The organism is Paenibacillus sp. CR_12, assembly GCF_041953985.1.
Classification (GTDB): domain Bacteria; phylum Bacillota; class Bacilli; order Paenibacillales; family Paenibacillaceae; genus Paenibacillus_AQ; species Paenibacillus_AQ lautus_A.
This window is the reverse complement of sequence record NZ_JAVFHO010000003.1, coordinates 420,312-445,885: the sequence shown is the minus strand read 5'-3', so window position 1 is coordinate 445,885 and position 25,574 is coordinate 420,312. Positions and strand designations below refer to the sequence as shown.

Here is a 25,574-nt window from a genome sequence, read left to right as displayed (position 1 = left end):
GGAATTTGAAAATAATGCGTTTTCATCCCGGATCCATGCCGGAAGCGTTTGATCAAATGTTGGCAATTTCCGAACATTATCGACATTTTGACAAGGTAATGTTCTGTGATATACGCAGTTTTCCACCAAATTTTTGCTAAAAAACACATTAAACTACATAAAACGCTAAAATTTTTGTTTTGACATCTGCTTGTCTATACCATAGGATAATAGTATAAAAAGTGCTCACTTAGGAGGATAAGGTCAGGAAATGAAAAAGACATGGTCAATTCTATTAACACTCGTATTATCCGTTGGATTGCTTGCAGGTTGCGGCAACGATGATAAGTCTACTGACAGTGGTGCAGCTAATGGCGGTTCCGAAGGATCTCAAGATAAGAAACGCATTGCACTAGTTCTTCCTGAGAAGATCGGCGTGAATCCATTCTTTGCCCTGATGGACGAAGGATTGCAAAAGGCTGCTGCCGATTTCAACGTTGAAGTCAAAACGATTGAATCGACAGACCCTGCTTCGATCGAGCAGAACCTCCGCACGGCGGTTGCCGAGAAGTATGATCTGATCATCACATCCACCTTCCAGATGGAGGATGCATTGAAGAAGGTTGCACCGGAGAATCCGGACGTGCCGTTTGCGATCATTGACACGGTCGTGGATTTGCCGAACGTCCGCAGCGTCGGATTCCGCGAGCATGAGGCTGCTTATCTTCTGGGGGCGGCTGCAGGATTGGCAACGAAAACGAACAAGGTCGGCAACGTTGTGGCCAACGACATTCCGATTATGCATAAATATATGACCGGCTTTGAGGAAGGCGCGAAATCGGTCAATCCGAACATCGAAGTTTTCGTTAACTTCGTAGGCGGATTCGACGATCCGGCAAAAGCGAAGGAGCTTGCGCTCCTGCAGAACTCCAAGGGCGCGGATTTCGTAGCCGGCATGTCCGCCGTTGGCGATCTGGGCGTGTTCGAAGCAGCGAAAGAGAAGGGCTTCTACACTTCCGGACAAGATACGGACAATACCGAGCCTGAGCATGTGGTGCTCGCGCAGTTGAAAGGTACCGACGCTGTCGTATACGAAACGGTGAAGGATTTTGCAGAGGGCAACTATACTTTCGATATTCGCGACTACGGCCTGAAGGAAGGCGCAGTAGGTCTCACTTACGTTACGCATGAGAGCAAAACGCCGCTTAACCCATTCATTGGACAAGACATCGTGGATCAGCTTAAGGTGATTTCCGACGATATCATCGCCGGAAAGATTAAAGTAACGAACGCATTGGAACAAAATTAGTTCTTACCTGGACCGGCTGCACATGGGCAGTCGGTCTTTCATTCAGAAACGAAAGGAAGGCATGACTCGATGCTACTCCAGATGGACAATATTACGAAGAAGTATGGCGAGTTCAGCGCAAACCGCGGCATTGATTTTTCGCTGCGCGCGGGTGAGGTTCATGCGATAGTCGGGGAAAACGGTGCAGGCAAAACGACGCTGATGCGGATATTGTACGGGATGGAGCAGCCAACCTCGGGTACGATTCGGCTGAATGGCAAGGAAGTTTCGTTTGCAAGCCCGCTTGACGCGATTCAAGGCGGAATCGGCATGGTGCATCAGCACTTCATGCTGTTTCCTACGTTTACGATCGCCGAGAATATCGTGATCGGCAATGAGCCGGGCTCAGGTGCCGGGTTTGACCGCAAGCAAGCCGTGAAGATCGTGGAAGGACTTTGCGAAAAATACGGCATGAAGGTGGACCCGCGCGCCACCGTAAGCAGCAGTGCCCCCGGCGTGCAGCAGCGGGTTGAAATATTGAAGGTGCTGTATCAGGGAGCCGAAATCATCATTCTGGATGAGCCGACGGGCGTGCTGACGCCGCTCGAGGTGCAGGAGCTCCTGGATGCCATTAAACAGCTCTCCAAACAGGGAAAAAGCTTTATCCTGATTAGCCATAAGCTGAACGAGGTCCTTGACGTGGCCGATCGTATTACGGTGCTCCGTGACGGTGCCGTCACTGGCGTGGTGGAGAAGGGGAACACCGATGCCCACCAGCTCTCCCGTCTCATGGTCGGCCGCGAGCTGATGGAACTGGACCGCAAGCCGATCACGCCGGGCGAGAAGGTGCTGGAAGTATCGGACGTCTCGATCCGCGGAACGAAAGGCAAGCCGGTTCTGGACGGCGTAAACCTGGAGGTACGGGCCGGCGAGGTTGTCGGGATCGCCGGTATTTCAGGCAACGGGCAATCCGAGCTGCTTCAAGTGATCTCGGGCCTGGCTCAGCCGGACAGCGGCCGGATTGCCGTGTCGGGCAAGGACGTAACCGGCATGTCGACAAGAGAAATACGGGAACACGGGTTAGCCCATATTCCGGAGGATCGCTACGTATGGGGTGCCAATCGAACGGCAACCGTGATGGATACCGGGCTTATGGGGCATCACCGCCGCTTGCAGCAGGGCGGCTTCCTCAAACTCAAGGACATTCGTTCGCTCGTATCCGGATGGGTTCAGAAATTCTCCATCAAGACGGGCTCTCTGGAGACCAGCACGCAGTATTTGTCCGGCGGCAATCTGCAGAAGCTGATCGTGGCACGGGAACTGGAGCAGGGAACTCCGTTCCTGATCGCGGCGGAACCGACGCGAGGCGTCGATATCGGTGCCATGGAGACGATTCATGGCGAACTGCTCAAGCGGCGCGAAGAGGGCACGGGAATTTTGCTGGTATCGTCGGAATTAACGGAAATCTTGAAGCTGTCCGACCGTGTTCTGGTCATGTATGAAGGCCGGATCGCGGGCGAACTGTCGGCGAAGGAAGCGACAGAAGAGAAATTGGGACTGCTGATGGCGGGGGGAACTCTGTAATGAACAAATGGACTAAGTTTACGCTTCCGCTGCTTCAGCCGATTGCCGCAATCATCGTGGGGCTGCTTGCCGGAGCCATCGCGATCATGATTGCCGGCGGCGATATCCTGCAGACCTACGCGGAGATGTGGAAGGGTGCCTTCGGCGGGATGTATTTCTTTACGAATACGCTGTCCCGCGCGACCCCGATCATTCTGATCGGTCTGGGCGCGGCGTTTGCTTTCCGTGCAGGCTTCTTTAACCTAGGCGCGGAAGGACAAATGGTGTTTGGCGCGCTTTCCGCCGCGTTGGTCGGATTGTATATGCCGGGTCCGGGCTGGCTGGTGTGCATCGTTGCGATTCTTGCCGGCGTTGTCGCAGGGGGATTATGGTCGGTAATGGCCGGATATTTTGATGCCCGGTTCCGGGTGAACCTGCTGATCTCCACGCTGCTTCTGAACTATGTGGCCGTATTGTTTGCGGGGTATCTGGTCGCCTATCCGCTGAAGGACCGCTCGGGTTCGGCCGCGATGGCGCAATCCGAAATGCTCGATAACAGCGTCTGGCTGCCGAAGCTGATCTCCGGCATGCCGCTGCATGTCGGCTTTGTGCTCGCGGTGCTGGCCGCGTTGATTATATTCGTCTTGTTGAAGCGCTCCGTGATCGGCTACGAAGTACGGATGCTAGGCGGAAATCCGCTGTTTGCCCTGTTCGGCGGGGTTAAGCGCGGGCCGATGATGCTTGGCGCGATGTTCTTCAGCGGCGGCTTGGCCGGACTTGGCGGGGCCGTTGAAATCCTGGGCTCCCAGTATCGTTATATCGATGGTGCGTTATCTACGGCCGACTATGCCTGGACGGGCATCATGGCAGCATTGCTGGCAGGGTCGCATCCGATCGGCACGCTGATTGCATCGATTTTCTTGGCCGCGCTGCAGACGGGCGGCATGGGCGTGGAACGGAATACGGAAGTGCCGCTTGAGGTTGGAGCGATCATCCAAGCCGTGCTGATTCTGTTTATCTCCGCCCGATTCACATACAGCTTCCTGAAGCGCAGAAAGGGGAACAAATCCGATGGAACAGCTGTTTGACCTTGCTTTAATCAACTCGGCCCTCCGCGTGCTCACTCCGATCCTGCTTGCGGCTCTCGGCGGTGCCCTGTGTTCGCGCGTCGGATTGTTCAACGTCGGTTTGGAAGGCTTTATGCTGCTGGGGGCTTTCTCAGCCGTGGTGGGGAACCACTTTTTCGGCAACGTGTTTTACGCGATTTTGTTCGCGATTGCGATCGTGTCGATCTTTTCCTTTATCTTTGCTTACCTCAGCATTAATCTGCAGGCCAACGTCATCGTGGTCGGTATCGCGATGAATGCGCTGGCGGCAGGGTTGACCACATTCAGCTTGCGGGCTATTTTTGATGTGAAAGGTGCATTTTATGATAATACGATGGTCGGGCTGCCGAAATGGAACATTCCGATTATCGAGGATATTCCGGTGATCGGTCCCATTTTGGCGGGCCTGACGCCGCTTGTGTATCTGTCGTTTTTGATTGCGGGCCTCATGTGGTATTATTTCTATCGCACGAAGAACGGCTTCCGTTTTCTGGCTGCCGGCGAGAATCCGCTCGCTGCCAAAAGCGTGGGCATCCGTGTAAGACGGTATCAGTATGGAGCCGTGCTCGCGAGCGGCGTGTTATGTGCGCTTGCAGGCGCGCAGCTGTCGCTTGGACAGGTGACGATGTTTACGGAAGGCATGACGGCAGGCCGCGGCTTTATCGCGCTCGTCGCCACGATGCTGGGCCAATCGGGTCCGCTTGGGGTAACGGCGGCAAGCCTGCTGTTCGGCTTTATGGATGCACTCAGCATCCGGTTCCAGGGGCTGGCGCTGCCTACGCATTTTACGCAGATGTTGCCTTATGTCGTAACGATTCTGGCGATGTTCTTCTTTAAGGATAAAAGCTTCCAGCAGGACGCGCTGAAGCAGGGATCCAGCTCCAGATAAGCGCGTAGTCCGCTACGCGACAACCTGTGATTGAAGTCATCCCGTCGATAAGCGGATGCGAAAGCGATCAAGCGTAAAGGAGATGAACATGGTGCATAAAAAAGCAGAACGTTTGAAAAAAATGAAGCCGGTGGCGGTGGGCAACCTGACCGAAGAGCAGCGGGCCAAGCTGCCGCCGGGGCAGACGTTGACCGAGAAGTTCCCGATTTTGCATGAAGGGGAGGTTCCCCATTACGACATGTCGGAATGGACCCTCCGGGTTTTCGGCGAAGTGGAAGAGGAACGGACCTTTACGTATGAAGATATTCTGGCGCTGCCAACGGTAACGGTGAACACCGACATTCACTGCGTCACGCGCTGGTCCAAGTTCGATACGGTATGGGAGGGCATCCTGTTCCGGGATTTCATAGCAGGGCTTCGGATCAAGCCGGATGCCAAATACGTCATGTTTCATGCTGATCCCGATTATGACACGAATGTGCCGATCGAGGATTTGCTCCGTGACGATGTGCTGCTGGCCTATCGTTTCAACGGCGAGTCGCTGACGGACAAGCACGGCTGGCCGCTGCGCACGGTCGTGCCGCACCGCTATTTCTGGAAGAGCGCCAAGTGGCTGCGCGGCATCGAGTTTATGAAGGAAGACCGCCCGGGCTTCTGGGAACGCAACGGCTTCCACAACGAAGCGGACCCGTTCAAGGAAGAGCGGTTTAGCGGCGAGGCGCTGGATATACCCGAAGACGAATGGACACGTAAGGAGTTTGACTAATATGTTGATGCCTATTTTGCAAGTGAACTCAGAGGATATACCTGAATTTGTGATCGTCTGCGGCGATCCGAAACGCGCGGAGACGATATCCCGTAAGCTCGAAAATGCGCGCGAGCTGGCGTTCAGCCGCGAGTACCGCACTTTCGTGGGGACGCATGAAGGCGTTGAGCTGGCGGTAACCAGCCATGGCGTCGGCTGCCCGGGAGCGGCCGTTTGCTTCGAGGAGCTGATCCGCGCAGGCGCGAAGACCTTGATTCGCGTGGGCACCGCCGGGTCTTATCGGGCGGACACCCCTGCGGGGAGCCTTGTGGTCAGCACCGCGGCGATCCGTACGGACGGTCTGACGAAGCAGCTGGTACCGGACGGTTTTCCGGCGGTTGCGGACAGCCAGGTGGCGGAGGCGTTGTACGAATCCGCTCTCGCGATCGGCGAAGGCGTCGTGCGCAAGGGCATAACCGTCACGCTGGACGTGTTCTTTAACGGAGTCGAGGAAGTGCCGCACCAGAAATATAAAGCGGCGGGCGCGCTCGGCGTCGAGATGGAAATTGCGGCGCTGTACGTCGTTGCGGCGATCCGCGGCGTTCGCGCCGGCGCGATTGTGGCCATGGACGGCTTTGCCGACGCCGACCTTGCGGCCGAGTACGACCCGAACACAAACGTGGTTGCCGACGCAGTGGAGCGCGAGATTAACACCGCTTTGCAGGCCGTGGTGAAGCTGGCGAAGCAAGGCTAGCCAGGGATGAAGAAAGCCGGATTTACCTCAGCGTAAGCTGCAGGAAATCCGGCTTTCTATTTTGAGTAAGATGCACTTCCTTTTGATAACTTAAAACAGCAAATCCAGCCGTGTCTTGTTTTTACTGCTTGGCCGGCTGAAGCGTGAAGAAGGGAACCTTCTCGATTCCGACAGCCCGCACGTAAGTAAACAACTGTCCTTTATGGTGGATTTCATGGTCGACCATATTGTTTAACCACACGTTGCCGGGCGCTGTGAACCCATTGAAGTCGAGCGGCTGCTCAAGCTGGCTGTCGGACAATTCGGCAAAAAGGGCCTTGGTCGATTCGGTCGACGCTTGCACGATATTTCGAATGTCATCGATAGTCTCGAATTGGGTGGAAATCGAGGGTGGAGTAAACGAGCCGTTTTGGATGGAACGCAGGAACATATCCGAGGCTGCCGCAATATGAACAGCTAATCCGCCCAAGGTATAGGCATTTTCCCACGGTTTATAATCCAAATGCTCGCTCTGTACGTCCTGCAGCAGCTGAAGCAAGACCGTACGGTGTCTATGCCATCGTTCGAATTGCTGTTGACCTTCATGACTCATGGTTGATCCTCCTTGATCGATTACAGGATAAAGTCTTGGAATAGGCTCCCGTTTTATTTGCGGTTCATAAACACAATTCGATAAGAAATAGCGGATTCCTCCCCTATGCTCAAGCTATCCCAGGTGTTGAATTCAATAATTTTGGAAGAAAACAGTTGCAAAAGGAAAACGGACCGTATATACTGAGTTCAATTAGTGATTGGTCAATCAATAATAAACCAAAACGAGTGAGAGGAGGTTGGTTGAATGGCTAGAGCTTCAACCTCTGCGAATCGGCGAAATGAGATTGTAGCAGCAGCAATCGAAGTGTTTGCAGAGATCGGATACTATCGCGCGACCACGGCTCAGGTTGCCGAACGGGCAGCGATATCCCAGCCTTACGTCTATCGGTTCTTTACCAAGGAATCGCTGCTCGTGGAATCGCTGACGGTCTCCTGGAAGCGCATCGTGCAGGCATTTCAGGGGGTCATCGAGTCCGCTGCTCCGGAGGAATTGGAGACGGGCCTGATCCGGGCGTACGAAGGGATCGTGCAATCCCATCGCAGCGAAATCTTGCTGCAGATGCAGGCGCAGACGATCCAGGAAGCGCCTATCCGCGAAGCGATGCAGCAGGGAATGAACGAGGTGAAGGACCTGGTTCAGCATGCTTTCGTGAAAGCGGGATTCGAGGATGCCGACAAGAAAACCTCCGATTTTCTGGCCCGGGGGATGCTGTGCAATGTAGCCATGGCGATGGATATGCCGAATATGATGCCCAAAAGATAAGGCGCGCGTCGATGTGCCGCACCGCGTACTGCATCAGGTTGTGCGCGGTGGAGAAAGGGCATTTCTTTTTTAATCAATTGTGATTGATCAATCAATTTATTTTAATATGAGGAGAGATTGATGATGAAAAAAGCGATTGTTTTGGGTGCGACAGGCGGCGTAGGGGCCCCACTGACGGCGGAGCTGGTGAAGCGCGGAATTCAAACGGTAGCCTTCGGCCGTTCCGTTAAGAAGCTGAATGAGCTGGCTGAGCAGCTGGACTATTCTCCTCTGCTTACGCTGGAAACGGGAGATGCCTTTAATCCGGAGGATATCCGAAGAGCCGCGGATGGGGCCGACGTTATTTTTCAAAGTGCCAATATTCCTTACCACGAGATGGAATCCAGGCTGCTGCCGCTGGGTGAATCGGTCATGACGGCTGCAGAGAAGCTGGGGACCAAGGTTGTGGTGGTAGATGGAATCTATCCTTATGGCAGACGCTTAATGGAAAAGGCAACGGAGGATCATCCCAAAAAACCGCATACCCGTAAGGGCAAAATAAGATTGGCCTACGAGCAGCTGATCTTCTCGTCGCGCTGGCATAAAGCAAACCCTCTTATCGTAAGGCTGCCCGACTACTATGGCCCTTCCGCGCAGGCATCCTATTTATCCGTCACGATGGAAGCCATTGCTGCCGGGAAGCCAACCGCCTTCATCGGCAACATGAGCGTTCCCCGCGAATACGTCTATTTGCCGGATGCCGCCCGCATGATCGTAGAGATTGCCGAGAGAGAGGAGTCCTACGGGCAGAACTGGCATATCCCCGGACCGGGCGTGATTTCAGGCCATGAGCTGGTGCGAATTGCGCAGCAGACCGCCGGAAAGCGCAAGGCGGTAATGCCGCTCGGACGAATCGGGCTCTCCCTGATCGGGTTATTCAATCCGGTGATGAAAGAGGTGGTTGAGATGCTGTATTTGACCGAGGAGCCTTTGGTGCTGAGCGGCGAGAAATACGAGCGCCTGATCGGTCCGATTCAATGGACGCCTCATGAGCAGGCGATTGCGGCGACCATGAGGAGTTTAATGAAAAAACGCGCATGAGCAGCGGAAGCCATGAAGAGTGGCGCAGCAGCGATATCATGATATGCGAAGGGATTATTTTTTAGATATTAGTAATTGATCAATCAATAATAAATCGAGGGTTTCTCTCTCGAGTTGTTGTCTCTTCGAAGGAGGTGAATCCAATATGGCTAAACTTCAGCTCAAGTTTATGGACGGTTTCTTTGCGGCGGTTATGCTGGTGTGCATGCTTAGCTGGTGGGATTAAAGCATCAGGGAAGAGGAGTTGTTAGCGGCTGAATGAAAATAGAAGGAGGATGCAAGCATGAAGGAAGAGATGCGTTCGATATGGTTTTCCAGGCACTCGCTCTTGCTGGGCGCAGTAGCCGTACTGCTGGTGCTGTTCTCCATGTGGGATTAATGTTCGTTAACACGCTGACCGCGAAGACGGTCGGCGTGTTTTTGATTGGTTGAAAAATAATTTTCGAGAATATCCATCAGTTTCTTTTTCCCGAACGTTATATTAACAGAAAAGACAAAACGAAAAGTGAGAGGTTGGCTAATGCAAGTATGTGATCTCTATGAAAATCTGAAGGACGATGTCCAGCGGTATGCCAGATCCATCGCCAAGCATGCTTACGAAGCGGATGATCTGGTCCAGGATGCCTTTATGAAAGCCATCAAGGAGCCGAACCTGGCAGCGCTGCCCCTTCACAAGCAAAAGGCCTGGTTCTTCAGAGTCGTCAAAAATCGCATGATCGATATTAGCCGCCGGGAGAAGCGGCTCGTATCGTGGGAGGATGATCTGGTCTTCGCCGAGCTCCCCGTTTCAAGCCGCAATATAGAAATGACGGAATGGCTCGCCCGTTTGCCGCAATCGCAGAGCGATATCGTGTTTAAGCGCTTTTGGCTCGGGATGTCCAGCCAGGAAATCGGCGAGCAGCTGGGCATGCCGGCAGCCACGGTTCGTTACAAATTGCAAACCGCCATCAAAAAATTGAGAAAACTATGGGAGGAAGATATGAAATGAGCAGAATCATCGAGAATGTAGGGATGTTGGATCTTACGCAGGCTACGGAGGAAACCGTAACAAGCATCGAACGGATCGGAAACGTAGGTCTCGTAATATACCGGGCAGAGACGGCACACCTCCTCACGCTGTTGAAAAACGCAGGCAATATCGGCAAGACGATTGAAATCCCCGAGGGACACCGTTATTACAGCGGCACGCTGCGGCTGAACGAGGAATATTTTCAGCTCTTGGAGCAGCCGGACCGCGTATTCGTTAACGGCACGGTCATCATCGATAAAGGAGTATCCCTTGAAGCATTCCAGAGCGGCACGCTGCACTTGGTGGTTAACGGCGAGGTCTATGCTCCACGGCATCTGGCCGCTGCCGTTACCTCTGCACTCCTCAAAGCGGGAGGCGCCAGCGCGGAGATTCACGCTTACGAATACGAACCCCGGTTCGAGTCCGGGAAAGTGCAGCTGAACAATGCATATCTGGCCTCCAACAGCGAGCCTATGGAGCTGGTCCTGAACGGCATGGTTCATCTGGATAAGGAGCTGGATATGGAGCAGTTCTCGGCCCGGATTGAAAAGATCCAAGTCAACGGCAAGGCGATTATCCATGAACATCAATCCCCGTATTTCTACGATAAATTGAAAAAGATCAACGGCTTGGTCGAGGTGATCCCGGCAGGATTCGAGTATGTAACCAAACCGTTACGGCTAAACGCAAGAAGCGTACGGCGCTTTAAAGGCCATAAGCTCTACACGAATAAGCCGCTCATTCTCGAGGCGGACGTGACCCGGGACGCCTTCAGCCAGGCCGTGTCGGAGATACAGTCAACTTCGTTCATCATTTGCGGCGAAGAGATCGAAGATCTGGTCTGGGAGCGCTGCCCCAACCTGAATACGGAAATCGTAAGTTATGAGCGGCTGTTTGTGTTCATCAGCGGGGAGGAGACCTGGTCGAGGGATCAGCTGGCGGCTTTGGGCCAGCCGGCCAGCTTCATTGTTGACGGGACGCTGACCTTTGACGATGACGTCACCGAGGAAGATATTAAGGCTTCGATGTCCTCCCTGGATCTCTTCGGCGAAGTCGTTGTAGGGGAAAAAAGAATTAAAGGCATTTTGTACCCTTACCTTCGGGCAAACAATGGAAGTATTATAGTGAAGGGGACGGAAGAGGAGCTTGCAGGTATTGGTAATGTCGGAATGTTGTCGCTATAAAAAGAAATGAGGAATGAAACATGAATATCAATAATGAAGATATTGCCAAACAGCATGTTCGCGATCTCCGTCAGGAACTGGAACGATGCCGGATGGCAACGAAATTGCGCTCGAAACGCAATGCAGCGGCCCACGCCGCAAAGACCGCACGCACGGTCGAAGGAAAGTGGAAGGCGCTGCTTGAAACCATCATCATGATGGGAAGAAGAATGCTTTAATCGGTTGAGCCGGTTAAGCTACAAATCCTAATTCTTATGAATCGTCGATGCGATAAGCATCGGCGATTTTTAGTTTTTTTGCCTACCGGTAGTTAAAAAATATTGACATCCTTCATCATCCATCTTAAAATTCTACCTATCGGTAGGTAAAAAAGGAGCGGATGACAGCGTGAAAAAGAAGGATTTAACCTCGCAGCAAATCGTCGAGGCTGCCATCGGATTGTTTGCGACACATGGCATCGAGAAGACCAGCCTGGCGATGATTGCCGGCGAAGTGGGCATTACGAAACCGTCGATTTACTATCACTTTGCGTCCAAGGATGAATTGGTGGAGCGGGTCTTTGAATACATGTTCAGCGATTATCATTTCGATCATTATTTCTCTCTGACCGGGCTAAATGCGTTTAACTTTGCAGAGCAGCTGTACCAGGGCGGGCTGCGCATGTTTCCCGAGGAGGAAGAAGCTTTCGTGCCGGTGATGCGCTTATTGAGCGAGTTCATGCTGACCGCAAACCGGAATGACAATTACGGCCAGCGGGTAGCTGCCATGCAGCAGTCGTTCCTGGACGGCTTTCGGGAATTCATGAATCTGGGGGTCGACTTCGGGATCGTCGATCGTCAGCATGCGGATTCCAAGGCCTATGTTCTGGCTCTGGTCATCGATAATATCACGAGTTATATCATGATGGAGATTCCGCTGGACTATCAAGCGGTCTGGAAAGAAGCGGTGAACAGCGTTCTCAGGAAAGGAGCGGACCCCATTGAATAACGAGAGGGAATACAGTGATCTCGGATTATCATGGGCAGACCGGATGCTGGTATGGGCGGTGCCGCCTTTATTAGGCGCGGTGGTCGGCTGGTTTCTGCCTGCCATTGCGGATTGGGCAACGGGCCTGGCTTGGGTGCCATTTCAAGGACCCTTGGAGTTGATCGCATCGATCCAGGGCCCATGGGTTGTTATCGTAACCGCTCTCGTGGGGCTGCTTGCCGGGACGGTGCTCTCTCACTTAGCCATTAAAGAAAGCCTTGCGGTTCGCCTGTCGGACAAGGAGATTACACTCCGCATACATGAAGCTGAACAAACCTTTACGAGAGAAGAAGTTTCCGCTGCCTTTATGGACGGCAAGCAGCTGGTCCTGTTGGGCAACGAGGGGGAGGAGCTCTATCGCGAGAAACCCGAAGCCAAGCGGGAAACGGTGGCCGAAGCCTTCAAGCGGCACGGTTACTCCTGGAGAGACCGCGATCCGTTCGCCGACCATTACGTCAGATGGGTTGCCGATTCGCCGGAACTGACGCCTAGCATGAACGCGCTCTTCCTGGCACGGGAGAAGGCCATCGAGAACGAGAATCGAGAGGACGCGGCTGATCTGCGCCGGGAACTATCGAAGCTGGGCATTACCGTGCGCGATGACGGAAAAAGACAATATTGGCGTCAGCACGGGCAGAAGCCATAACAGGCATAGCAACCATGAGGGCTGGCTGGTCCGATAAACGGACGATCCCGGACGGAGATTGAATCCTCCGACCGGGATGACCGTCATCGGCTGCGGTCACCCCAGACATTCGCCCGCACATTTGTATCCCCTCATATCGAACAAAATGACACCTCCCTCGCTAAAGCAAGCGTGCCCCGAACAATATCCCTCTATCGGCAAGACATCCGTCAGTCCTCTCCTTCCTTGAGAAGTTTTACAATGAAAGCGATACCTCAGCGAAGGAGATGTCCTATGAATTTTGATCTGAATATCGTACCTTTCAGCCGAAGAGCGTCCTTCTTGGCGATATCCCTCCTGCCAGCGGCCAAGGATCGCAGACAAGGTCTTTACCTGCGAACCGTCCGCGGAGGGGATGACAAGTTTGGCGAGGCGTTTCTGATAGAACTGCTAAACCGGCAGAACGAGCCGGTTCCGTTTGAACCAATCGCATCACCCGACAACATCAGGCTAACGGCATCCGATTCGTTAGGCCATGCGGATATTTGCATATCGGACTCCCGGACCGTGCGATTCCGCTCGGAAGGCTGCGGCATCCGGCTTACCTTTTTCCCCGCCGCGTATGATTATGCCTATGAGACCCATCCGGACGGCTGGGAGGTGAACAGCTTCACGCATGGCTGCCGCTTCATGCTGACCCGGCTTGCGGGCCAGATGGGCATGGAGGTTGAATGGAACGAGATCAAGAGCTCGCGTGTGACCGCCGACTTTTCCGTGGATCCTGCATCCAATGTGGCCGAATTTGCGGTCGAAGAGTTCATGACCGTCTTGAAGCCGCGCGGTGAATGGGAGTCCTTCGACGATGCGGTTGTAAGCGCTCGCGAGGATTACGCCAGATGGCTGAACAATACCCTTGCCGTCTCTGAGCAGTGGCAGGAAGCCAGGGAGCTGGCCGCCTATATTACCTGGTCCTGCGTGGTTCCCGCCGAAGGCTGCCTGACCCGCCCGGCCATGTACATGTCCAAGAATTGGATGACCAACATCTGGAGCTGGGACAACTGCTTTAACGCGATGGCTCTCGTACGGCATCAGCCGGAGCTGGCTTGGGACCAGTTCATGATCTTTTTTGACCGGCAGGATGAGAGCGGCCTGATCCCGGACTTCGTGAACGATAAATACGAGCTTTGGAATTGCAACAAACCGCCGATTCACGGCTGGACGCTGGCCTGGATGATGCGTCGGACGGATTACATCAAGGAGGCCCAGCTGCGCGAGGTCTATGGCCCTCTAGCGAAATGGACGCAGTGGTGGTTCACGCACCGGGATCATGACGGCGACGGCATTCCCCAGTATAACCACGGCAACGACTCGGGCTGGGACAACAGCACGGCGTTCAATAATGGCATTCCCGTCGAGAGTCCAGACCTTGCCGCTTATCTGATTATCCAGATGGAGACGCTGGCCGAAATCGCGGGCTTGCTGGGCCTGTCGGAGGAGTCGGCCGGATGGAGACGGAGAGCGGACGATACGCTGGACCGCATGATTCGGCACTTCTGGAAGGACGGCCGGTTTACGGCCTGCCGTTCGGGAACGCATGAGCCGTCCGAAGGGGACAGCCTGCTGCTGTTCGTTCCTATTCTGCTGGGTAAACGCCTTCCCGAGCATATCCGCACGGCTCTGCTGGAAGGGCTTCGGGATGAAAGCCGATTTCTGACGAGCAACGGCTGGGCGACCGAAAGCGTAAGCAGCCCATACTATAAGCCGGACGGATATTGGCGCGGGCCGATCTGGGCTCCTTCCACGATGCTGCTGGTCGAAGGGGTGGCGGCGGCCGGCGATAAGGAGCTGGCCATGGAGATTGCGCAGCGGTACTGCCGAATGGTCAGTCTCAGCGGCATGGCCGAGAATTTTGATGCCCTGACCGGAGCCGGGCTGCGCGATCGGGCTTTCACCTGGACCTCCAGCGTATTTTTGATTTTGGGACATGAATACACGTTATAACTGTCACGGAATCACACTTCTTCCCGGGCTTTTGGCCTTGCGGAGGAGGTGCTTTTTCCGTTTCCTTTCATTTTCCAGTTGCCGCCTAATTACAAGCCCTTTGTTCAGGTTTATAATGAAAGCGGTATCACGGGATCTCGTAAGAGTACAGCCGCATGGCGAACGATCGGATGCATATTCACGATACGATTCGATACGACAATGGGGAGAGTAACCATGAATTTTCAGGGAATCAAAGACCGAGCCGGACGGATGTTCACCGGCACCTATCACAGCATAAGAACCAAGCTGCTTACCTGTTTTTTAGTCGTCACCCTGATTCCGCTGTTCTCGCTTGGCGGACTTTCCTATGTGCAATCCGCTAAAGTGATTAACTCCCAGTTCGGCAAATACGGCGATAATGCCGTAGCGCAGCTGGAGCAGCAGACCAGTTCGGCTTTGGGGCGGATGAAGCAGACGGCGGAGACGATTTATTCCTACCTGCTGGACCCGAGCCATTCGGGAATCGCGAACGGGACGCCGTCCACCTATGGCGACATCATGGAGAAGAACGATTTCGAATCGTTGTTGAAGTCCCTGCGGACGCAGCTGACAGCCGGAATCTACATCATAACGAGCTCCGGTTATTACTATGGGGAGAACAACCTGGACGTGAACAAACTCGGCAATATCCCGGCGTGGAACGCCAGGCCGAAAGCCTATGCCGGCACCTATTGGCTGGGCTTCTATCCGCAGGATCATTCCATTAATAACAGCGATAGCGACAACGTGCCTGTCCTAGGATTGGCGGTGCCGATCCATCACCCGGACAAGGCTCAGGACGGAAGCGTCATCCTGATCGAGGAGAACGCCGAGGAGCTGCTGCGAAGTTATGCCAAGTTCGAGGCCGATACGCATGCCCACCTGCTTATTACATCGCCGGACGGCACGGTCGTGTATGAGACGGACGCTCCGTATACGCCCCATGACAGCGATGTGGCCTGGACCCGGACGATTGACGCCAACCAATGGACCATGGAAGCCAGAATTCCCGCCAAGGCGTTCTATCAATCCTCGGACGTGATCCGGGCGAACACGATGGTTGTTGCCATCGTCTCCTGCCTGCTCGCTTTTGGCATCGCCTATCTGTTCTCCTCCCGGTTCACTTCGCGGATCCGGACCTTGAAGGACTCGATGCAGAAGGTAAGCTTCGGCAAGCTGGATACCCGTACGCCGATCGAGGGCAGGGATGAGCTGGGCAGCCTCGACATGAGTTTTAACCGGATGGTAACGGGCGTGCAGACCCTGATTGGCGAGGTGGAGCAGAGCGAGCGGCTGAAAAAAGAGGCCGAGCTGCGCGCATTCCATTATCAGATCAACCCCCATCTGCTGTTCAACACCCTGAATTCCATCCAGTGGAAGGCCCGGCTGCAAGGCGCGGAGGACATTCGCCAGATGCTGTACCATCTGACGATGGTGCTGGAGGGAAATCTGGATATTTCCCAGGAGCTCGTTACCCTAAACAGGGAGCTGCGCATGATCGGCCACTTCCTGAAGATTCAGGAAATCCGGTACGGTGAAGTATTTCGTTATCGCCTGGATTGCGATGATTCGCTTCTGCCGTATTTGATTCCGCGGATGACGCTTCAGCCGCTGTTCGAGAATATATTTTTCCATGCCTTTACGGACGGGCAGGGAGCGATCCATGTCAAGGTCGAGGAGGATCATGACGAGCTTGTGCTCACGCTCCGCGATAACGGAGCCGGCATCAGGGAGGACAAACTGGCGCGGTTGTTTTCGCCGGAGACGAAGCGGAAGGGCCGCGGCGGGCTTGGCGTGCGGAACGCCGACCAGAAATTCAAGCTGCATTTCGGTCCGCTCTACGGACTGAAGGTGCATTCGGTTAAGGGAGAAGGAACAACGATCATCATACGCTGGCCGAAAAGGGAGGAGTCTTTCGATGATGAATACAGGGAACATTAAAGTGATGATTGCCGACGACGAAAGCATTGTGCGCAAGGGACTCCGCTCCACGGTGCCCTGGGAACGGTTCGGGATGGAGGTTGTGGCGGACAGCCCCAACGGCCAGGCAGCCTGGGAGGCTTTTCTGGAGTTTCGGCCGCAGGTCGTCATTACGGATATCGTCATGCCGGAGATGGATGGGATCGAGCTCTCCCGGAAGGTGAAGGAGGCTGCGCCGGAAACCCGGATCATTCTGCTCAGCTGCCACCGGGATTTCGAATATGCCCAGGAAGGGATGCGGCTTGGCGCGTCCGGATATCTGCTGAAAACCGCCTTCGAGGACGAAGAGCTCGAAGCGATGCTGGGTAAATTTCAACGCGAGCTGTCTGATGCGCCGGCCAACGTGTACGGGCTGGAAGAACAGGTTTCCGCCCATTTGTTTGCTTGGCTTAACGGGCACAGCGACCGTTTCCCCGGAGAACTCCGGGAGCTTTGCAGCCGCGCCGGGCTGGGAGAGGGCAAGCGCATTTCGCTGTATCTGATCAAAACGGCGGGCTGCAGCGGCAGTTGGGAGCACCTGCTGAAGGAGCAGGGCTCCGAGGAGCCGGGACTGCGCAGCAGCAAGCGGGTCCCGTACGGCGCGGACAGCTGCTATTGGGCCGTGCCGGAGGAATATAAGGAAGCGGCGGACGGGCTGCTGGTGGAGATTAAGAGCCGATGCGGGAAGCTTGCCTGGAATTGGCGGGGAGGTCTTCAGGACTCGGTGGATGTGCAGAAAGCCTTTCAATCCTTGCACAAGGAAGCCGAACTGGAGCGGGTGTACGGTCTGAACGGAGAGCAGTGGCCGGAGCCGATCCTGCAGGCGGTTCATCTGCTGCACGAACATCCCGCGGACGAGTGGTCGGCAGCGGAGCTGGCCCAGCAGGTGGGGCTGAGCCGCAGCCATTTTTCGATCCTGTTCAAGAAAACGGTCGGCGACAGCTTCATCGCGTTCCAATATAAGCGCAAGCTCCGCCTTGCTTACGGCCTACTGCGCGAAACCTCCTTAACGATGCAGGAGATCGCCGAGAAGACGGGACTCGGAGACAGCAAATATTTCAGCAAATGGTTCAAGCGCTGCACGGGTCAGACGCCAAGCCAATACCGTGCCGAACAAAAAGGGGAATCATCGTAAACAAATGAACACCCGCGGGCTAAAGTTCGAACAAAAATACGATCATCTGCGAATCAGCGCACGTTTTGAACCGCTTTCATCCGAGTTATGATGAAAGCGGTTCAATTCATATCAACTCAATACTTTAGGGGAGCTGACAATATGAAAAAGAAAATGTCATGGATCGCAATGGTTTCGGTTATGACGTTAATGGCATCGCTGCTGGCCGCATGCGGCGGCAGCGGCGGGACCGGCAGCGCGAAGCAGCCGGACGGCAGCTCGTCGGAGGCGGCAACCACGCTTCGTTTCGCGACATGGGATACGGGAGATGCGCTGAAGATCGAGCAGGAGATCGCCAAGAAGTTCGAAGAGTCGCATCCCGGCACGAAGGTGCAGGTCGAGGCCTATGCCGACGGATTCGATCAGAAGCTGGCCGCCGGATTCGGCGCAGCCAATCCGCCGGACGTGATGTACATGTGGGATTTTCCGACGTATCACCAGTCCTTGGAGCCGCTGGACGGTTACGCGTCCAAGGACGAGGATTTGAACATCGATGATTTTTACCAAGGATTGTTCAACTACGGCAAGATCGACGATCAGCTGTACGGAATCCCGGCGGGCTTTACGACCCGGGTGGTGTACTACAACAAGAAGATGTTCGACGATGCGGGCATTGCTTACCCGAGCGATGGATGGACATGGGCGGAATTCCAGGAAATCGCCCAGAAGCTGACGGATAAATCGAAGAAGCAGTACGGCTTCGGCGTGCGGGCCGAGAACGATACGTATGACCTTCAAGGGTTCGTATGGAGCAACGGCGGATCCTTCATCTCGGAGGACGGCACGACGATCGAAGGCTACATGAACAGCAAGGAAACGGCGGAAGCCATTCAGATGCTGGGCGATATGCTCAAGAACGGCTCGGCAGTCCTGACCGGAGGCAAAGGGCAGCAGAGCGGTGAGGATATTTTCAAAGCCGGCAAGATTGCCATGTGGGAGAGCGGCATCTGGCCGCTGGAATCCTTCAGGGAAGCCGGAATCGATGTGGGCACGGTAGAGATGCCGGCCTTCGAGGGCAAGCCAGTGAAGGGCGTATTGGCCGAATCCGCGTTATCCATAGCGAAGGATTCCAAGAACAAGGATCTGGCGTGGGAGTTCATCAAATTCTACGTATCGGATGAAGCGATCAAAATGCGCGTGGCCGACCTGCCGGTCCGGGTCAGCGTGGTCAACGAGCTGAAGAAGGACCAGGATCCGCTCTACAAGCCGTATTACACGATGCTGGAGCGCTCGGACAATACGCCGGCCTTTCTGCTGAATCCAAAATGGAACGAAGTGAACCGCCAACTGTCGGCAGCCGTGGAATCCGTCATGTTCGGCAGCGATGCGCAGGAGGTTCTGAACCAGGCGGTGAAGGATAGCGAACGCTATTTGAAATAATCGAAGAAAGAAGGTTCGCGAAAATGGCCCAAACGCAAGTGCCTTACCCACAACAGCAGACAGCGGCCCCGAAGCGACTTGGACCAAAACGTTGGGGTGGGGCCGTGCCCTACCTCTTCATTTTTCCATGGATATTCGGATTCCTGGTTTTCACGCTTGGCCCGCTGCTGTTCTCCCTCGTCATTTCGTTTTTTGATTGGCCGATCGTAGGCCAAGTGACCTTTGTCGGCATCGACAACTATGTGGAGATGTTCTCGAACGATCCGCTGTTCTGGAAATCGCTGCTGGTTACGCTGAAATTCGCGGCTTTGTTCGTGCCGTTGAACATCATCGTGGCTTTGGGGCTTGCCATGCTGCTGAATCAGAAGGTAAAAGGGAGCGCATTCTTCCGCACCGCCTTCTACCTGCCGTCGGTCATTTCCGGCGTCGCCCTCGCCATGATCTGGTCCTGGGTATACAGCGGGGATTACGGAATCCTGAACTATTTCTTATCGCTGGTCGGCATCGAAGGGCCGGACTGGCTGAACGATACGAAGTGGTCCCTGGTCGCCATGGTCATTGCAAGCCTATGGGGACAGGGCTCGATGATGCTTATTTTTCTGGCGGGTCTCAAGGGAATTCCGAAGGACCTGTATGAGTCGGCCTCGATGGACGGGGCGGGCAAGATTCGGCAGTTCTTCAATGTGACCATTCCGATGATCACGCCCACGCTGCTGTTCAACCTGATTACGTCCATCATCGCCGCGTTCCAGCAGCTGACGCTGGCGCTTCTGCTCACGGGCGGAGGCCCGCTGAAGTCGACGTTTTTCTATGCGATGTACATGTACGAGAATGCGTTCAAATATTTCAAGATGGGGTATTCCGCAGCCAACGCCTGGTTTATGTTCCTGATCGTGCTGACGCTGACGTTCCTCGTGTTCAAGTCTTCGGAGGCCTGGGTGTTCTATGAGGGCGAGATGAAGACAAAGAAGGAGAAGGAGAAGGCGAAGCCGAAGCGTGCCAAGCAAGGGGTTCAAGCCAGCAGGGAGGGAGGTTCCGTATGAAAAAGGTGATCACGTACGCACTGCTCATTCTGTGCTCGCTGCTGTTCATTGCTCCGCTCTTCTGGGCCGTCACGACGGCGCTGAAGTCGCAGCAGGAGCTGTATCTGTTTCCTCCGAAATGGTTTCCTTCCGTGTGGAGGTTCAGCAATTTCGCGGAGGCCTGGAGCATTCAGCCGTTTAACCTGTTTTTGAAAAATACGCTGATCGTGACGCTGCTGTCGACGCTCGGGCAGCTCGTCTCGTGCACGCTGGTAGCTTACGGGTTTGCCCGGTTTCAATTCAAGGGGCGGGACGCGCTGTTCCTGATCGTGCTTGCCACCATGATGATTCCTTGGGAAGTGACCATGATTCCGCAGTATATGGAGTTCAATTACCTGGGCTGGATCAATACGCTCAAACCGCTCATCGTTCCGTCCTGGTTCGGCTCCGCTTATTTCATTTTTCTGCTGCGCCAGTTCATCATGACCTTGCCGAAGGAGCTGGATGAAGCGGCAACGATTGACGGGGCGGGCAAAATGACGGTTCTGCTGCGGATCATCGTGCCGTTGATGGGTCCGTCGCTCATCCTGGTGGCCGTGTTCCATATGATGAGCTGCTGGAACGATTACCTGGGCCCGCTCATCTTCCTGAACGACCAGACGAAATATACGCTGACGCTGGGGTTATCCCAATTCAAGGGTATGCACGGCGTCGACATGCAATCCATTATGGCCATCACCTGCCTGATCTCGATTCCGCCGCTGGCCGTCTTTTTCTTCGCGCAGCGTTATATCGTTGGCGGCATCGCCACAACGGGGATCAAGGGGTAAAGGGTGCCGGCGATAAGAGGCATCCACAATGGATATGGAGCTTGAAGCAGCATCAGAACATAGAAGTGCGTGTTCAAAAAGTCATGGAAAGATGGCTTTTTGAACGACCTCTAGAAGCTTAGACCGCTTGGGAAAGGATGGAGAGACATGATGAAAGACCATCGTATCGGCCGCGACTGGGATGACCTGAGCGTGCTGGAACGAAATCGGGCAAAAAGCCGGGCCTATTTCATTCCGTTCGCGGATGCGGACGGAGCGCTCAGTTATGACAGAGGCAGCTCGGCCTGGTACCAATCGCTGAACGGGGTGTGGAAATTCCACTATGCCGAGGAGCCGGAGAGCGCTCCGGAAGCATTTTATGAGGAGGATTACGATGTATCGGCCTGGGATGACCTCCCGGTTCCGGGACACTGGCAGCTGCAGGGCTACGGGCATCCGCATTACACGGACTTGTACTATCCGTTCCCCGTGGACCCGCCGCATGTGCCAAATGCGAATCCGACCGGGAGCTATGTCCGCGAGTTCGAGCTTCCGCTGCATTGGGACGGCAGAAAAATTTGCGTCAAATTCGACGGGGTGGACAGCGCGTTCCATGTGTGGCTGAACGGGTCGTTTATCGGCTACAGCCAGGGGAGCCGGCTGACTTCGGAATTCGATCTGACCCCTTATGTGAAGCCCGGCGTTAACAAGATGTCCGTCCGGGTATACCAATGGTCCGATGGAAGCTACCTGGAAGACCAGGACATGTGGTGGATGAGCGGCATTTTCCGGGACGTATACCTGATCGCGGAGCCATCGGCTCTTCGCGTCAACGACTTCCGCGTAACGACCGAGCTGGATGCGGAGTATCGAAACGCGAAGCTGCAGGTGCAATTGGAGCTGGAAGGTACGGAGCGCGGCTTCGTCCAGTTGCAGCTGTTGAATGGCGCCGAAGCGGAAGCGGGGTCAACCGGCAAAGACGTCGGGCACTCTTCCGTGGAGAATTTTGAGATCGAGGTGGCGGGCCCGGATTTATGGAGTGCCGAGTCACCGGCGCTGTACCACCTGGTGATCACCCTGCGGGATAATCAGGGGGAGACGCTGGAGACGGTGGCGCAGCGCGTCGGCTTCCGCTCCATCGAAGTGAAGGACGGACAGCTTCTGGTAAATGGCAAGGCAATCCTGCTGAAAGGCATCAACCGCCATGACCATCATCCGGATACGGGCCGAACTGTCACCCTGTCCACGATGTTGGAGGACATCCGGTTGATGAAACAGCACAACATCAATGCCGTACGGACCGCTCATTACCCGAATGATCCCCGGTTCTACGAGCTGTGCGACGTGTACGGGCTGTACGTGATGGAAGAGACGGATTTGGAGACCCACGGCTTTGAGCCGCTCGGCAACATTTCCCGCCTGAGCGACGATCCGGATTGGAAGGAAGCGTACGTGGACCGCGTCCGTCGAATGGTGGAGCGGGATAAGAACCATCCGTCCGTGCTGTTCTGGTCCCTCGGCAACGAATCCGGCTTCGGCTGCAATTTCCGCGCGATGGCGGAGTGGTGCCGGGAGCATGATCCGACGAGGCTGATCCATTACGAGGAGGACCGGGAAGCCGAGGTGTGCGACGTGGTGAGCACGATGTATTCCTCCGTCGAGAAGATGGAGGGCTTCGGCAAAATGGCCGATCATCCCAAACCGCATATTCTGTGCGAATTCGCGCACGCGATGGGCAACGGCCCCGGAGGCTTGCGTCCCTACTTCGATGCCTTTGAAGCGCATCCCCGCCTTGCGGGTGGTTTCGTATGGGAATGGATCGATCACGGGCTGAGCAGAAGGACCCCGGACGGCCGGATGGATTATGCGTACGGCGGCGATTACGGCGATGTGCCGAATAACAGCAATTTCGTCATCGATGGTTTGGTCCGTCCGGACCGGACGCCTTCACCCGGACTTCTGGAATACAAAAAGGTCATTGAGCCTGTCCGCATGTCGATGCGAAGACACGGTGTGCTTCATATCATGAACCGCTATGATTTCATTTCGCTGGATCATCTGCAGGCCCATTACCGGGTGCTGTCCGATGGACAGCTTGTCCACAGCGGAGTCCTGCAGCTTCCCCGCATCGAAGCAGGCACAAGCGCGGAGCTAAGCCTCCTGAAGGCCTTGGAGCAAGCGACAATAGGCGTGAATCCGTATGCCGAGCTGTGGCTGGAGGTATCCCTCTCGCTGGCCGCGGACTGCCGCTGGGCGGAACGGGGACATGAAGTGGCATGGTCCCAGCTTCTGCTGCGGGAATCGTCGAAGCCCGAATTCGAGCCGACGGCTGCCTTACGGCGGGGAGCGCTGCAGATTAGCGAGGAGAAGCATGGCCTTCACGTCGGGAATGGAAGCTTTCAGCTGTCCCTCAGCGCCCTTCATGCCGGCTTCGAAACCTTGTCCATGCATGGCAAAAGAATTGCACTTGGCGGACCGGCGCTGAATTTCTGGCGTCCGCCGATCGATAACGACATGTACGTGCTTCCGGATTGGCGCAAGGCCCATCTGGACCGGCTCTCCGAGCGGGTCGATCATTTCGAATGGAAGCGATTGGACCGGGAATGCGTTGAGGTAAAGCGGGTTTCCCGCATCGCTCCGCCGGTATACGACTGGGGCTTCCGCTGCGAAACGACCTATACGATCACTTCCAGCGGCCTGATCATCATGGACGTGAAGGGTGAGCCGATCGGCACGCCGCCCGGCATGCTGCCCAAAATCGGATTGCAAATGCAAGTCGCGGGCGACATGGAACATGTCCGGTGGTACGGCAGAGGACCTGGGGAAAGCTACCCTGACAGCCTGGAAGCGGGACGGTTCGGGGAATACCGCAGCACCGTGGATAAATTGTTTACGCCCTATATCTATCCGCAGGAAAACGGGAACCGCTCGGATGTCCGCTGGGTCTCGCTGGCGGATGGTGCGGGGTTGGGGCTTCTTGCCGTAGGCGACCCCTCCCTTAATTTCAGTGCGAGCCGCTACACCGATCAGGACGTGGAGTCTGCCGCGCATGCCAGCGATCTGGTTCCGCAGCGTTTCATTACGCTGAACCTGGATTACCGGCAGAACGGGCTTGGCAGCAACAGCTGCGGTCCGGCACAGGCTCCCGAGCACTCGATCAAGCCGGAGCCGTTCTCGTTCCGCATGCTGCTGAAGCCTTACGCTGCCGAGGATACCGATCCTGTACGGTTGAGCAGGCGGATGCGCTCGGAAGCGGGATTATACGAGTAACCCGGTGATGTTCATCTCATATCGTTACCGGATTTTCTGGAGAAGGGGAATAACATGTCCTTTTACATCAAAGATCTGCTGCAGCTGTCTACGGGGGTGCGCCGGTTCCTGATAAGCGAGGCCTTCTACGGCATCGGCATCGGCCTCTATACACTCGTCCTGAATCTGCATCTGCTCTTCCGGGGGCTAAGGGAAGACGAGATCGGCGCGTTGGTGTCAACGGGCATTCTGATTATGGGCGTGCTCGCCATTCCGGTATCCCTGCTCGCCAACCGGACAGGAAGAAAAAAACTGCTGGTTACCGGCGTATTCTTTATCGCCGCAGGCAATGTGCTGTTTGCCGTCAGCGATGATTTGCTGTGGTTCTATGCCGCTCAAGTCATGGTGTCTGCCGGGTTGACGCTGGTGGAAACAACGGAGATCCAGCTTCTCTTCCATTATTGCAGGTCCCGTAAAGAGGAAGCCCGTGCATTCTCCCTGATGTTTGCCGTCTTTACGGCTTTTACGGGACTCGGAACGCTCGCGGCCGGATATATCTCGAAGGGGTTCGAAGGAAGCAGGGGCTATGAAGTGTCGCTTCTGCTCACCGGGCTGGTGCTTGTGCTTCACGGCGTCATCCGGGCGTTCTGGCTGCCTGCCGAGCACAAGGCTTTGGAAGAGGCAGCGCCGGCAGCTTCGCCTTCAAGAGGATGGTTCAGGTTAATGGGACCTCTATCGTCCGGGACCTTATGGCTGTTCGCCGTGTTTACCGCGCTGCTCGGTGGCTGTATCGCCATGACGGGCTCCTTCCTGAACGTCATCGTGAAGTTCCGCCTGGATTGGATGGACGACCAGGTATCCCTGATTCTGGCCATCGGCGCGATCCTGCTGTTTATATGCTCATTGATGACGCCGTACGTCATGGAGCGGTTCGGTTATAACACGGCCATTATCTCGGTATTTATCGTCAATATTTTGCTGTTTGCCGCGCTGTACATGATTCTCCCCGTATGGCTGTTCGTCGGGCTGTTTCTGTTGCGGGGCGGCGGCGTGACCATGCTGTCCAATCTGCTGGACAGTCTGCTGATGTCGGCTTTCAATGAGAAGGAACGAAACCTGTACGCCGGCATGCGGTCGGTATTCCGGAGTTTAGGTTCGTCCGGGGCAACCTTTGTCGCCGGACTGATCCTGGCCCGGCAGGATTACCGGCTTCCCTTTCTGGCCACCGCCGGCGTGCTGCTCTTATGCGGTTTGTATTACGTATGGTGGATTCGTCCGGTTTTATCCAAGAGATTAAATAGCAGCATCGAGTCATGAATGTGGAGGGCTGTCTAAAAAGGGGATTCCTTTTTAG

22 protein-coding genes are annotated in these 25,574 nt (G+C 55.1%); 21 read left to right on the top strand and 1 reads right to left on the bottom strand.

The genetic code is table 11. The features are described 5' to 3' along the window. Positions 1–250: 250 nt before the first annotated feature. From RB297_RS14240 to RB297_RS14215, 6 genes are all read left to right on the top strand, one after another. Entirely contained in the window at positions 251–1,288 is a 1,038-nt protein-coding gene (locus RB297_RS14240; protein WP_192569537.1) for a BMP family protein, read from the top strand. A gap of 69 nt (positions 1,289–1,357) precedes the next feature. After that, positions 1,358–2,851: an ABC transporter ATP-binding protein gene (locus RB297_RS14235; RefSeq protein ID WP_096775141.1), complete on the top strand. Its 1,494-nt coding sequence runs from the start codon at positions 1,358–1,360 to the stop codon at positions 2,849–2,851. Further along, the gene (locus tag RB297_RS14230; RefSeq protein WP_012819303.1) at positions 2,851–3,918 is read left to right on the top strand and encodes an ABC transporter permease; all 1,068 of its coding nucleotides are present in this window, start codon (positions 2,851–2,853) and stop codon (positions 3,916–3,918) included. Before RB297_RS14235 ends, RB297_RS14230 begins: the two co-directional genes overlap by 1 nt. Next, positions 3,902–4,825, top strand: coding sequence for an ABC transporter permease (locus RB297_RS14225; RefSeq protein ID WP_012819304.1), 924 nt, complete (start codon positions 3,902–3,904; stop codon positions 4,823–4,825). The genes RB297_RS14230 and RB297_RS14225 overlap by 17 nt, the downstream gene beginning before the upstream one ends. 91 nt (positions 4,826–4,916) lie before the next feature. Beyond that, positions 4,917–5,591 (top strand): sulfite oxidase-like oxidoreductase, encoded by a 675-nt coding sequence (locus RB297_RS14220; RefSeq protein ID WP_375120922.1) that lies wholly within the window; start codon positions 4,917–4,919, stop codon positions 5,589–5,591. A gap of 1 nt (position 5,592) precedes the next feature. Further along, on the top strand, positions 5,593–6,324 hold the full coding sequence (locus tag RB297_RS14215; RefSeq protein WP_213580406.1) for a nucleoside phosphorylase: 732 nt from the start codon (positions 5,593–5,595) through the stop codon (positions 6,322–6,324). A gap of 121 nt (positions 6,325–6,445) precedes the next feature. Here RB297_RS14215 and RB297_RS14210 read toward each other — a convergent pair whose 3' ends face one another. Next, positions 6,446–6,916, bottom strand: a complete 471-nt coding sequence (locus tag RB297_RS14210; RefSeq protein WP_375120752.1) for a DinB family protein — start codon at positions 6,914–6,916, stop codon at positions 6,446–6,448. A 246-nt stretch (positions 6,917–7,162) separates the two neighbouring features. Between RB297_RS14210 and RB297_RS14205 the strand changes: the two genes are divergently transcribed. The 15 genes from RB297_RS14205 (at position 7,163) to RB297_RS14135 (ending at position 25,537) form a co-directional block, all read left to right on the top strand. Continuing rightward, complete coding sequence (locus RB297_RS14205) at positions 7,163–7,681, top strand: TetR/AcrR family transcriptional regulator (protein WP_096775143.1); 519 nt, start codon at positions 7,163–7,165, stop codon at positions 7,679–7,681. A gap of 123 nt (positions 7,682–7,804) precedes the next feature. Continuing rightward, on the top strand, positions 7,805–8,761 hold the full coding sequence (locus RB297_RS14200) for an NAD-dependent epimerase/dehydratase family protein (protein ID WP_213580580.1): 957 nt from the start codon (positions 7,805–7,807) through the stop codon (positions 8,759–8,761). Positions 8,762–9,281: 520 nt separating this feature from the next. Continuing rightward, positions 9,282–9,749 carry an RNA polymerase sigma factor gene (locus RB297_RS14195; protein ID WP_096775145.1) on the top strand — a complete coding sequence of 156 codons (468 nt, stop codon included), beginning with the start codon at positions 9,282–9,284 and terminating at the stop codon, positions 9,747–9,749. After that, positions 9,746–10,954, top strand: coding sequence for a hypothetical protein (locus RB297_RS14190; protein ID WP_375120751.1), 1,209 nt, complete (start codon positions 9,746–9,748; stop codon positions 10,952–10,954). Before RB297_RS14195 ends, RB297_RS14190 begins: the two co-directional genes overlap by 4 nt. Before the next feature lie 20 nt (positions 10,955–10,974). Continuing rightward, positions 10,975–11,172: a hypothetical protein gene (locus RB297_RS14185; RefSeq protein ID WP_009594397.1), complete on the top strand. Its 198-nt coding sequence runs from the start codon at positions 10,975–10,977 to the stop codon at positions 11,170–11,172. Positions 11,173–11,341: 169 nt separating this feature from the next. Further along, the gene (locus tag RB297_RS14180; protein ID WP_375120750.1) at positions 11,342–11,941 is read left to right on the top strand and encodes a TetR/AcrR family transcriptional regulator; all 600 of its coding nucleotides are present in this window, start codon (positions 11,342–11,344) and stop codon (positions 11,939–11,941) included. After that, positions 11,934–12,626 (top strand): YqeB family protein, encoded by a 693-nt coding sequence (locus RB297_RS14175; RefSeq protein ID WP_375120749.1) that lies wholly within the window; start codon positions 11,934–11,936, stop codon positions 12,624–12,626. The genes RB297_RS14180 and RB297_RS14175 overlap by 8 nt, the downstream gene beginning before the upstream one ends. A 273-nt stretch (positions 12,627–12,899) precedes the next feature. Further along, entirely contained in the window at positions 12,900–14,606 is a 1,707-nt protein-coding gene (locus RB297_RS14170; RefSeq protein WP_375120748.1) for an amylo-alpha-1,6-glucosidase, read from the top strand. 216 nt (positions 14,607–14,822) lie between these two features. After that, positions 14,823–16,568 (top strand): cache domain-containing sensor histidine kinase, encoded by a 1,746-nt coding sequence (locus RB297_RS14165; RefSeq protein ID WP_375120747.1) that lies wholly within the window; start codon positions 14,823–14,825, stop codon positions 16,566–16,568. Then, on the top strand, positions 16,546–17,721 hold the full coding sequence (locus tag RB297_RS14160; protein ID WP_176502478.1) for a response regulator transcription factor: 1,176 nt from the start codon (positions 16,546–16,548) through the stop codon (positions 17,719–17,721). The genes RB297_RS14165 and RB297_RS14160 overlap by 23 nt, the downstream gene beginning before the upstream one ends. 141 nt (positions 17,722–17,862) lie before the next feature. Continuing rightward, positions 17,863–19,140 (top strand): ABC transporter substrate-binding protein, encoded by a 1,278-nt coding sequence (locus tag RB297_RS14155; RefSeq protein WP_096775151.1) that lies wholly within the window; start codon positions 17,863–17,865, stop codon positions 19,138–19,140. Positions 19,141–19,163: 23 nt separating this feature from the next. Then, positions 19,164–20,183, top strand: a complete 1,020-nt coding sequence (locus tag RB297_RS14150) for a carbohydrate ABC transporter permease (protein WP_096775152.1) — start codon at positions 19,164–19,166, stop codon at positions 20,181–20,183. Next, the gene (locus tag RB297_RS14145; RefSeq protein ID WP_012819319.1) at positions 20,180–20,992 is read left to right on the top strand and encodes a carbohydrate ABC transporter permease; all 813 of its coding nucleotides are present in this window, start codon (positions 20,180–20,182) and stop codon (positions 20,990–20,992) included. The genes RB297_RS14150 and RB297_RS14145 overlap by 4 nt, the downstream gene beginning before the upstream one ends. Before the next feature lie 150 nt (positions 20,993–21,142). Continuing rightward, positions 21,143–24,241 (top strand): glycoside hydrolase family 2 TIM barrel-domain containing protein, encoded by a 3,099-nt coding sequence (locus RB297_RS14140; RefSeq protein WP_375120921.1) that lies wholly within the window; start codon positions 21,143–21,145, stop codon positions 24,239–24,241. A gap of 54 nt (positions 24,242–24,295) precedes the next feature. Further along, positions 24,296–25,537, top strand: coding sequence for an MFS transporter (locus RB297_RS14135; RefSeq protein WP_375120746.1), 1,242 nt, complete (start codon positions 24,296–24,298; stop codon positions 25,535–25,537). Positions 25,538–25,574: the final 37 nt, after the last annotated feature.

Excerpts from the sequence above, each read along its gene's own strand:
- RB297_RS14240 (WP_192569537.1), top strand. The coding sequence starts at position 251 with ATGAAAAAGACATGGTCAATTCTATTAACACTCGTATTATCCGTTGGA.
- RB297_RS14235 (WP_096775141.1), top strand. The coding sequence starts at position 1,358 with ATGCTACTCCAGATGGACAATATTACGAAGAAGTATGGCGAGTTCAGC.
- RB297_RS14230 (WP_012819303.1), top strand. The coding sequence starts at position 2,851 with ATGAACAAATGGACTAAGTTTACGCTTCCGCTGCTTCAGCCGATTGCC.
- RB297_RS14225 (WP_012819304.1), top strand. The coding sequence starts at position 3,902 with ATGGAACAGCTGTTTGACCTTGCTTTAATCAACTCGGCCCTCCGCGTG.
- RB297_RS14215 (WP_213580406.1), top strand. The coding sequence starts at position 5,593 with ATGTTGATGCCTATTTTGCAAGTGAACTCAGAGGATATACCTGAATTT.
- RB297_RS14210 (WP_375120752.1), bottom strand. The coding sequence starts at position 6,916 with ATGAGTCATGAAGGTCAACAGCAATTCGAACGATGGCATAGACACCGT.
- RB297_RS14205 (WP_096775143.1), top strand. The coding sequence starts at position 7,163 with ATGGCTAGAGCTTCAACCTCTGCGAATCGGCGAAATGAGATTGTAGCA.
- RB297_RS14200 (WP_213580580.1), top strand. The coding sequence starts at position 7,805 with ATGAAAAAAGCGATTGTTTTGGGTGCGACAGGCGGCGTAGGGGCCCCA.
- RB297_RS14195 (WP_096775145.1), top strand. The coding sequence starts at position 9,282 with ATGCAAGTATGTGATCTCTATGAAAATCTGAAGGACGATGTCCAGCGG.
- RB297_RS14190 (WP_375120751.1), top strand. The coding sequence starts at position 9,746 with ATGAGCAGAATCATCGAGAATGTAGGGATGTTGGATCTTACGCAGGCT.
- RB297_RS14185 (WP_009594397.1), top strand. The coding sequence starts at position 10,975 with ATGAATATCAATAATGAAGATATTGCCAAACAGCATGTTCGCGATCTC.
- RB297_RS14170 (WP_375120748.1), top strand. The coding sequence starts at position 12,900 with ATGAATTTTGATCTGAATATCGTACCTTTCAGCCGAAGAGCGTCCTTC.
- RB297_RS14165 (WP_375120747.1), top strand. The coding sequence starts at position 14,823 with ATGAATTTTCAGGGAATCAAAGACCGAGCCGGACGGATGTTCACCGGC.
- RB297_RS14160 (WP_176502478.1), top strand. The coding sequence starts at position 16,546 with ATGATGAATACAGGGAACATTAAAGTGATGATTGCCGACGACGAAAGC.
- RB297_RS14155 (WP_096775151.1), top strand. The coding sequence starts at position 17,863 with ATGAAAAAGAAAATGTCATGGATCGCAATGGTTTCGGTTATGACGTTA.
- RB297_RS14150 (WP_096775152.1), top strand. The coding sequence starts at position 19,164 with ATGGCCCAAACGCAAGTGCCTTACCCACAACAGCAGACAGCGGCCCCG.
- RB297_RS14145 (WP_012819319.1), top strand. The coding sequence starts at position 20,180 with ATGAAAAAGGTGATCACGTACGCACTGCTCATTCTGTGCTCGCTGCTG.
- RB297_RS14140 (WP_375120921.1), top strand. The coding sequence starts at position 21,143 with ATGAAAGACCATCGTATCGGCCGCGACTGGGATGACCTGAGCGTGCTG.
- RB297_RS14135 (WP_375120746.1), top strand. The coding sequence starts at position 24,296 with ATGTCCTTTTACATCAAAGATCTGCTGCAGCTGTCTACGGGGGTGCGC.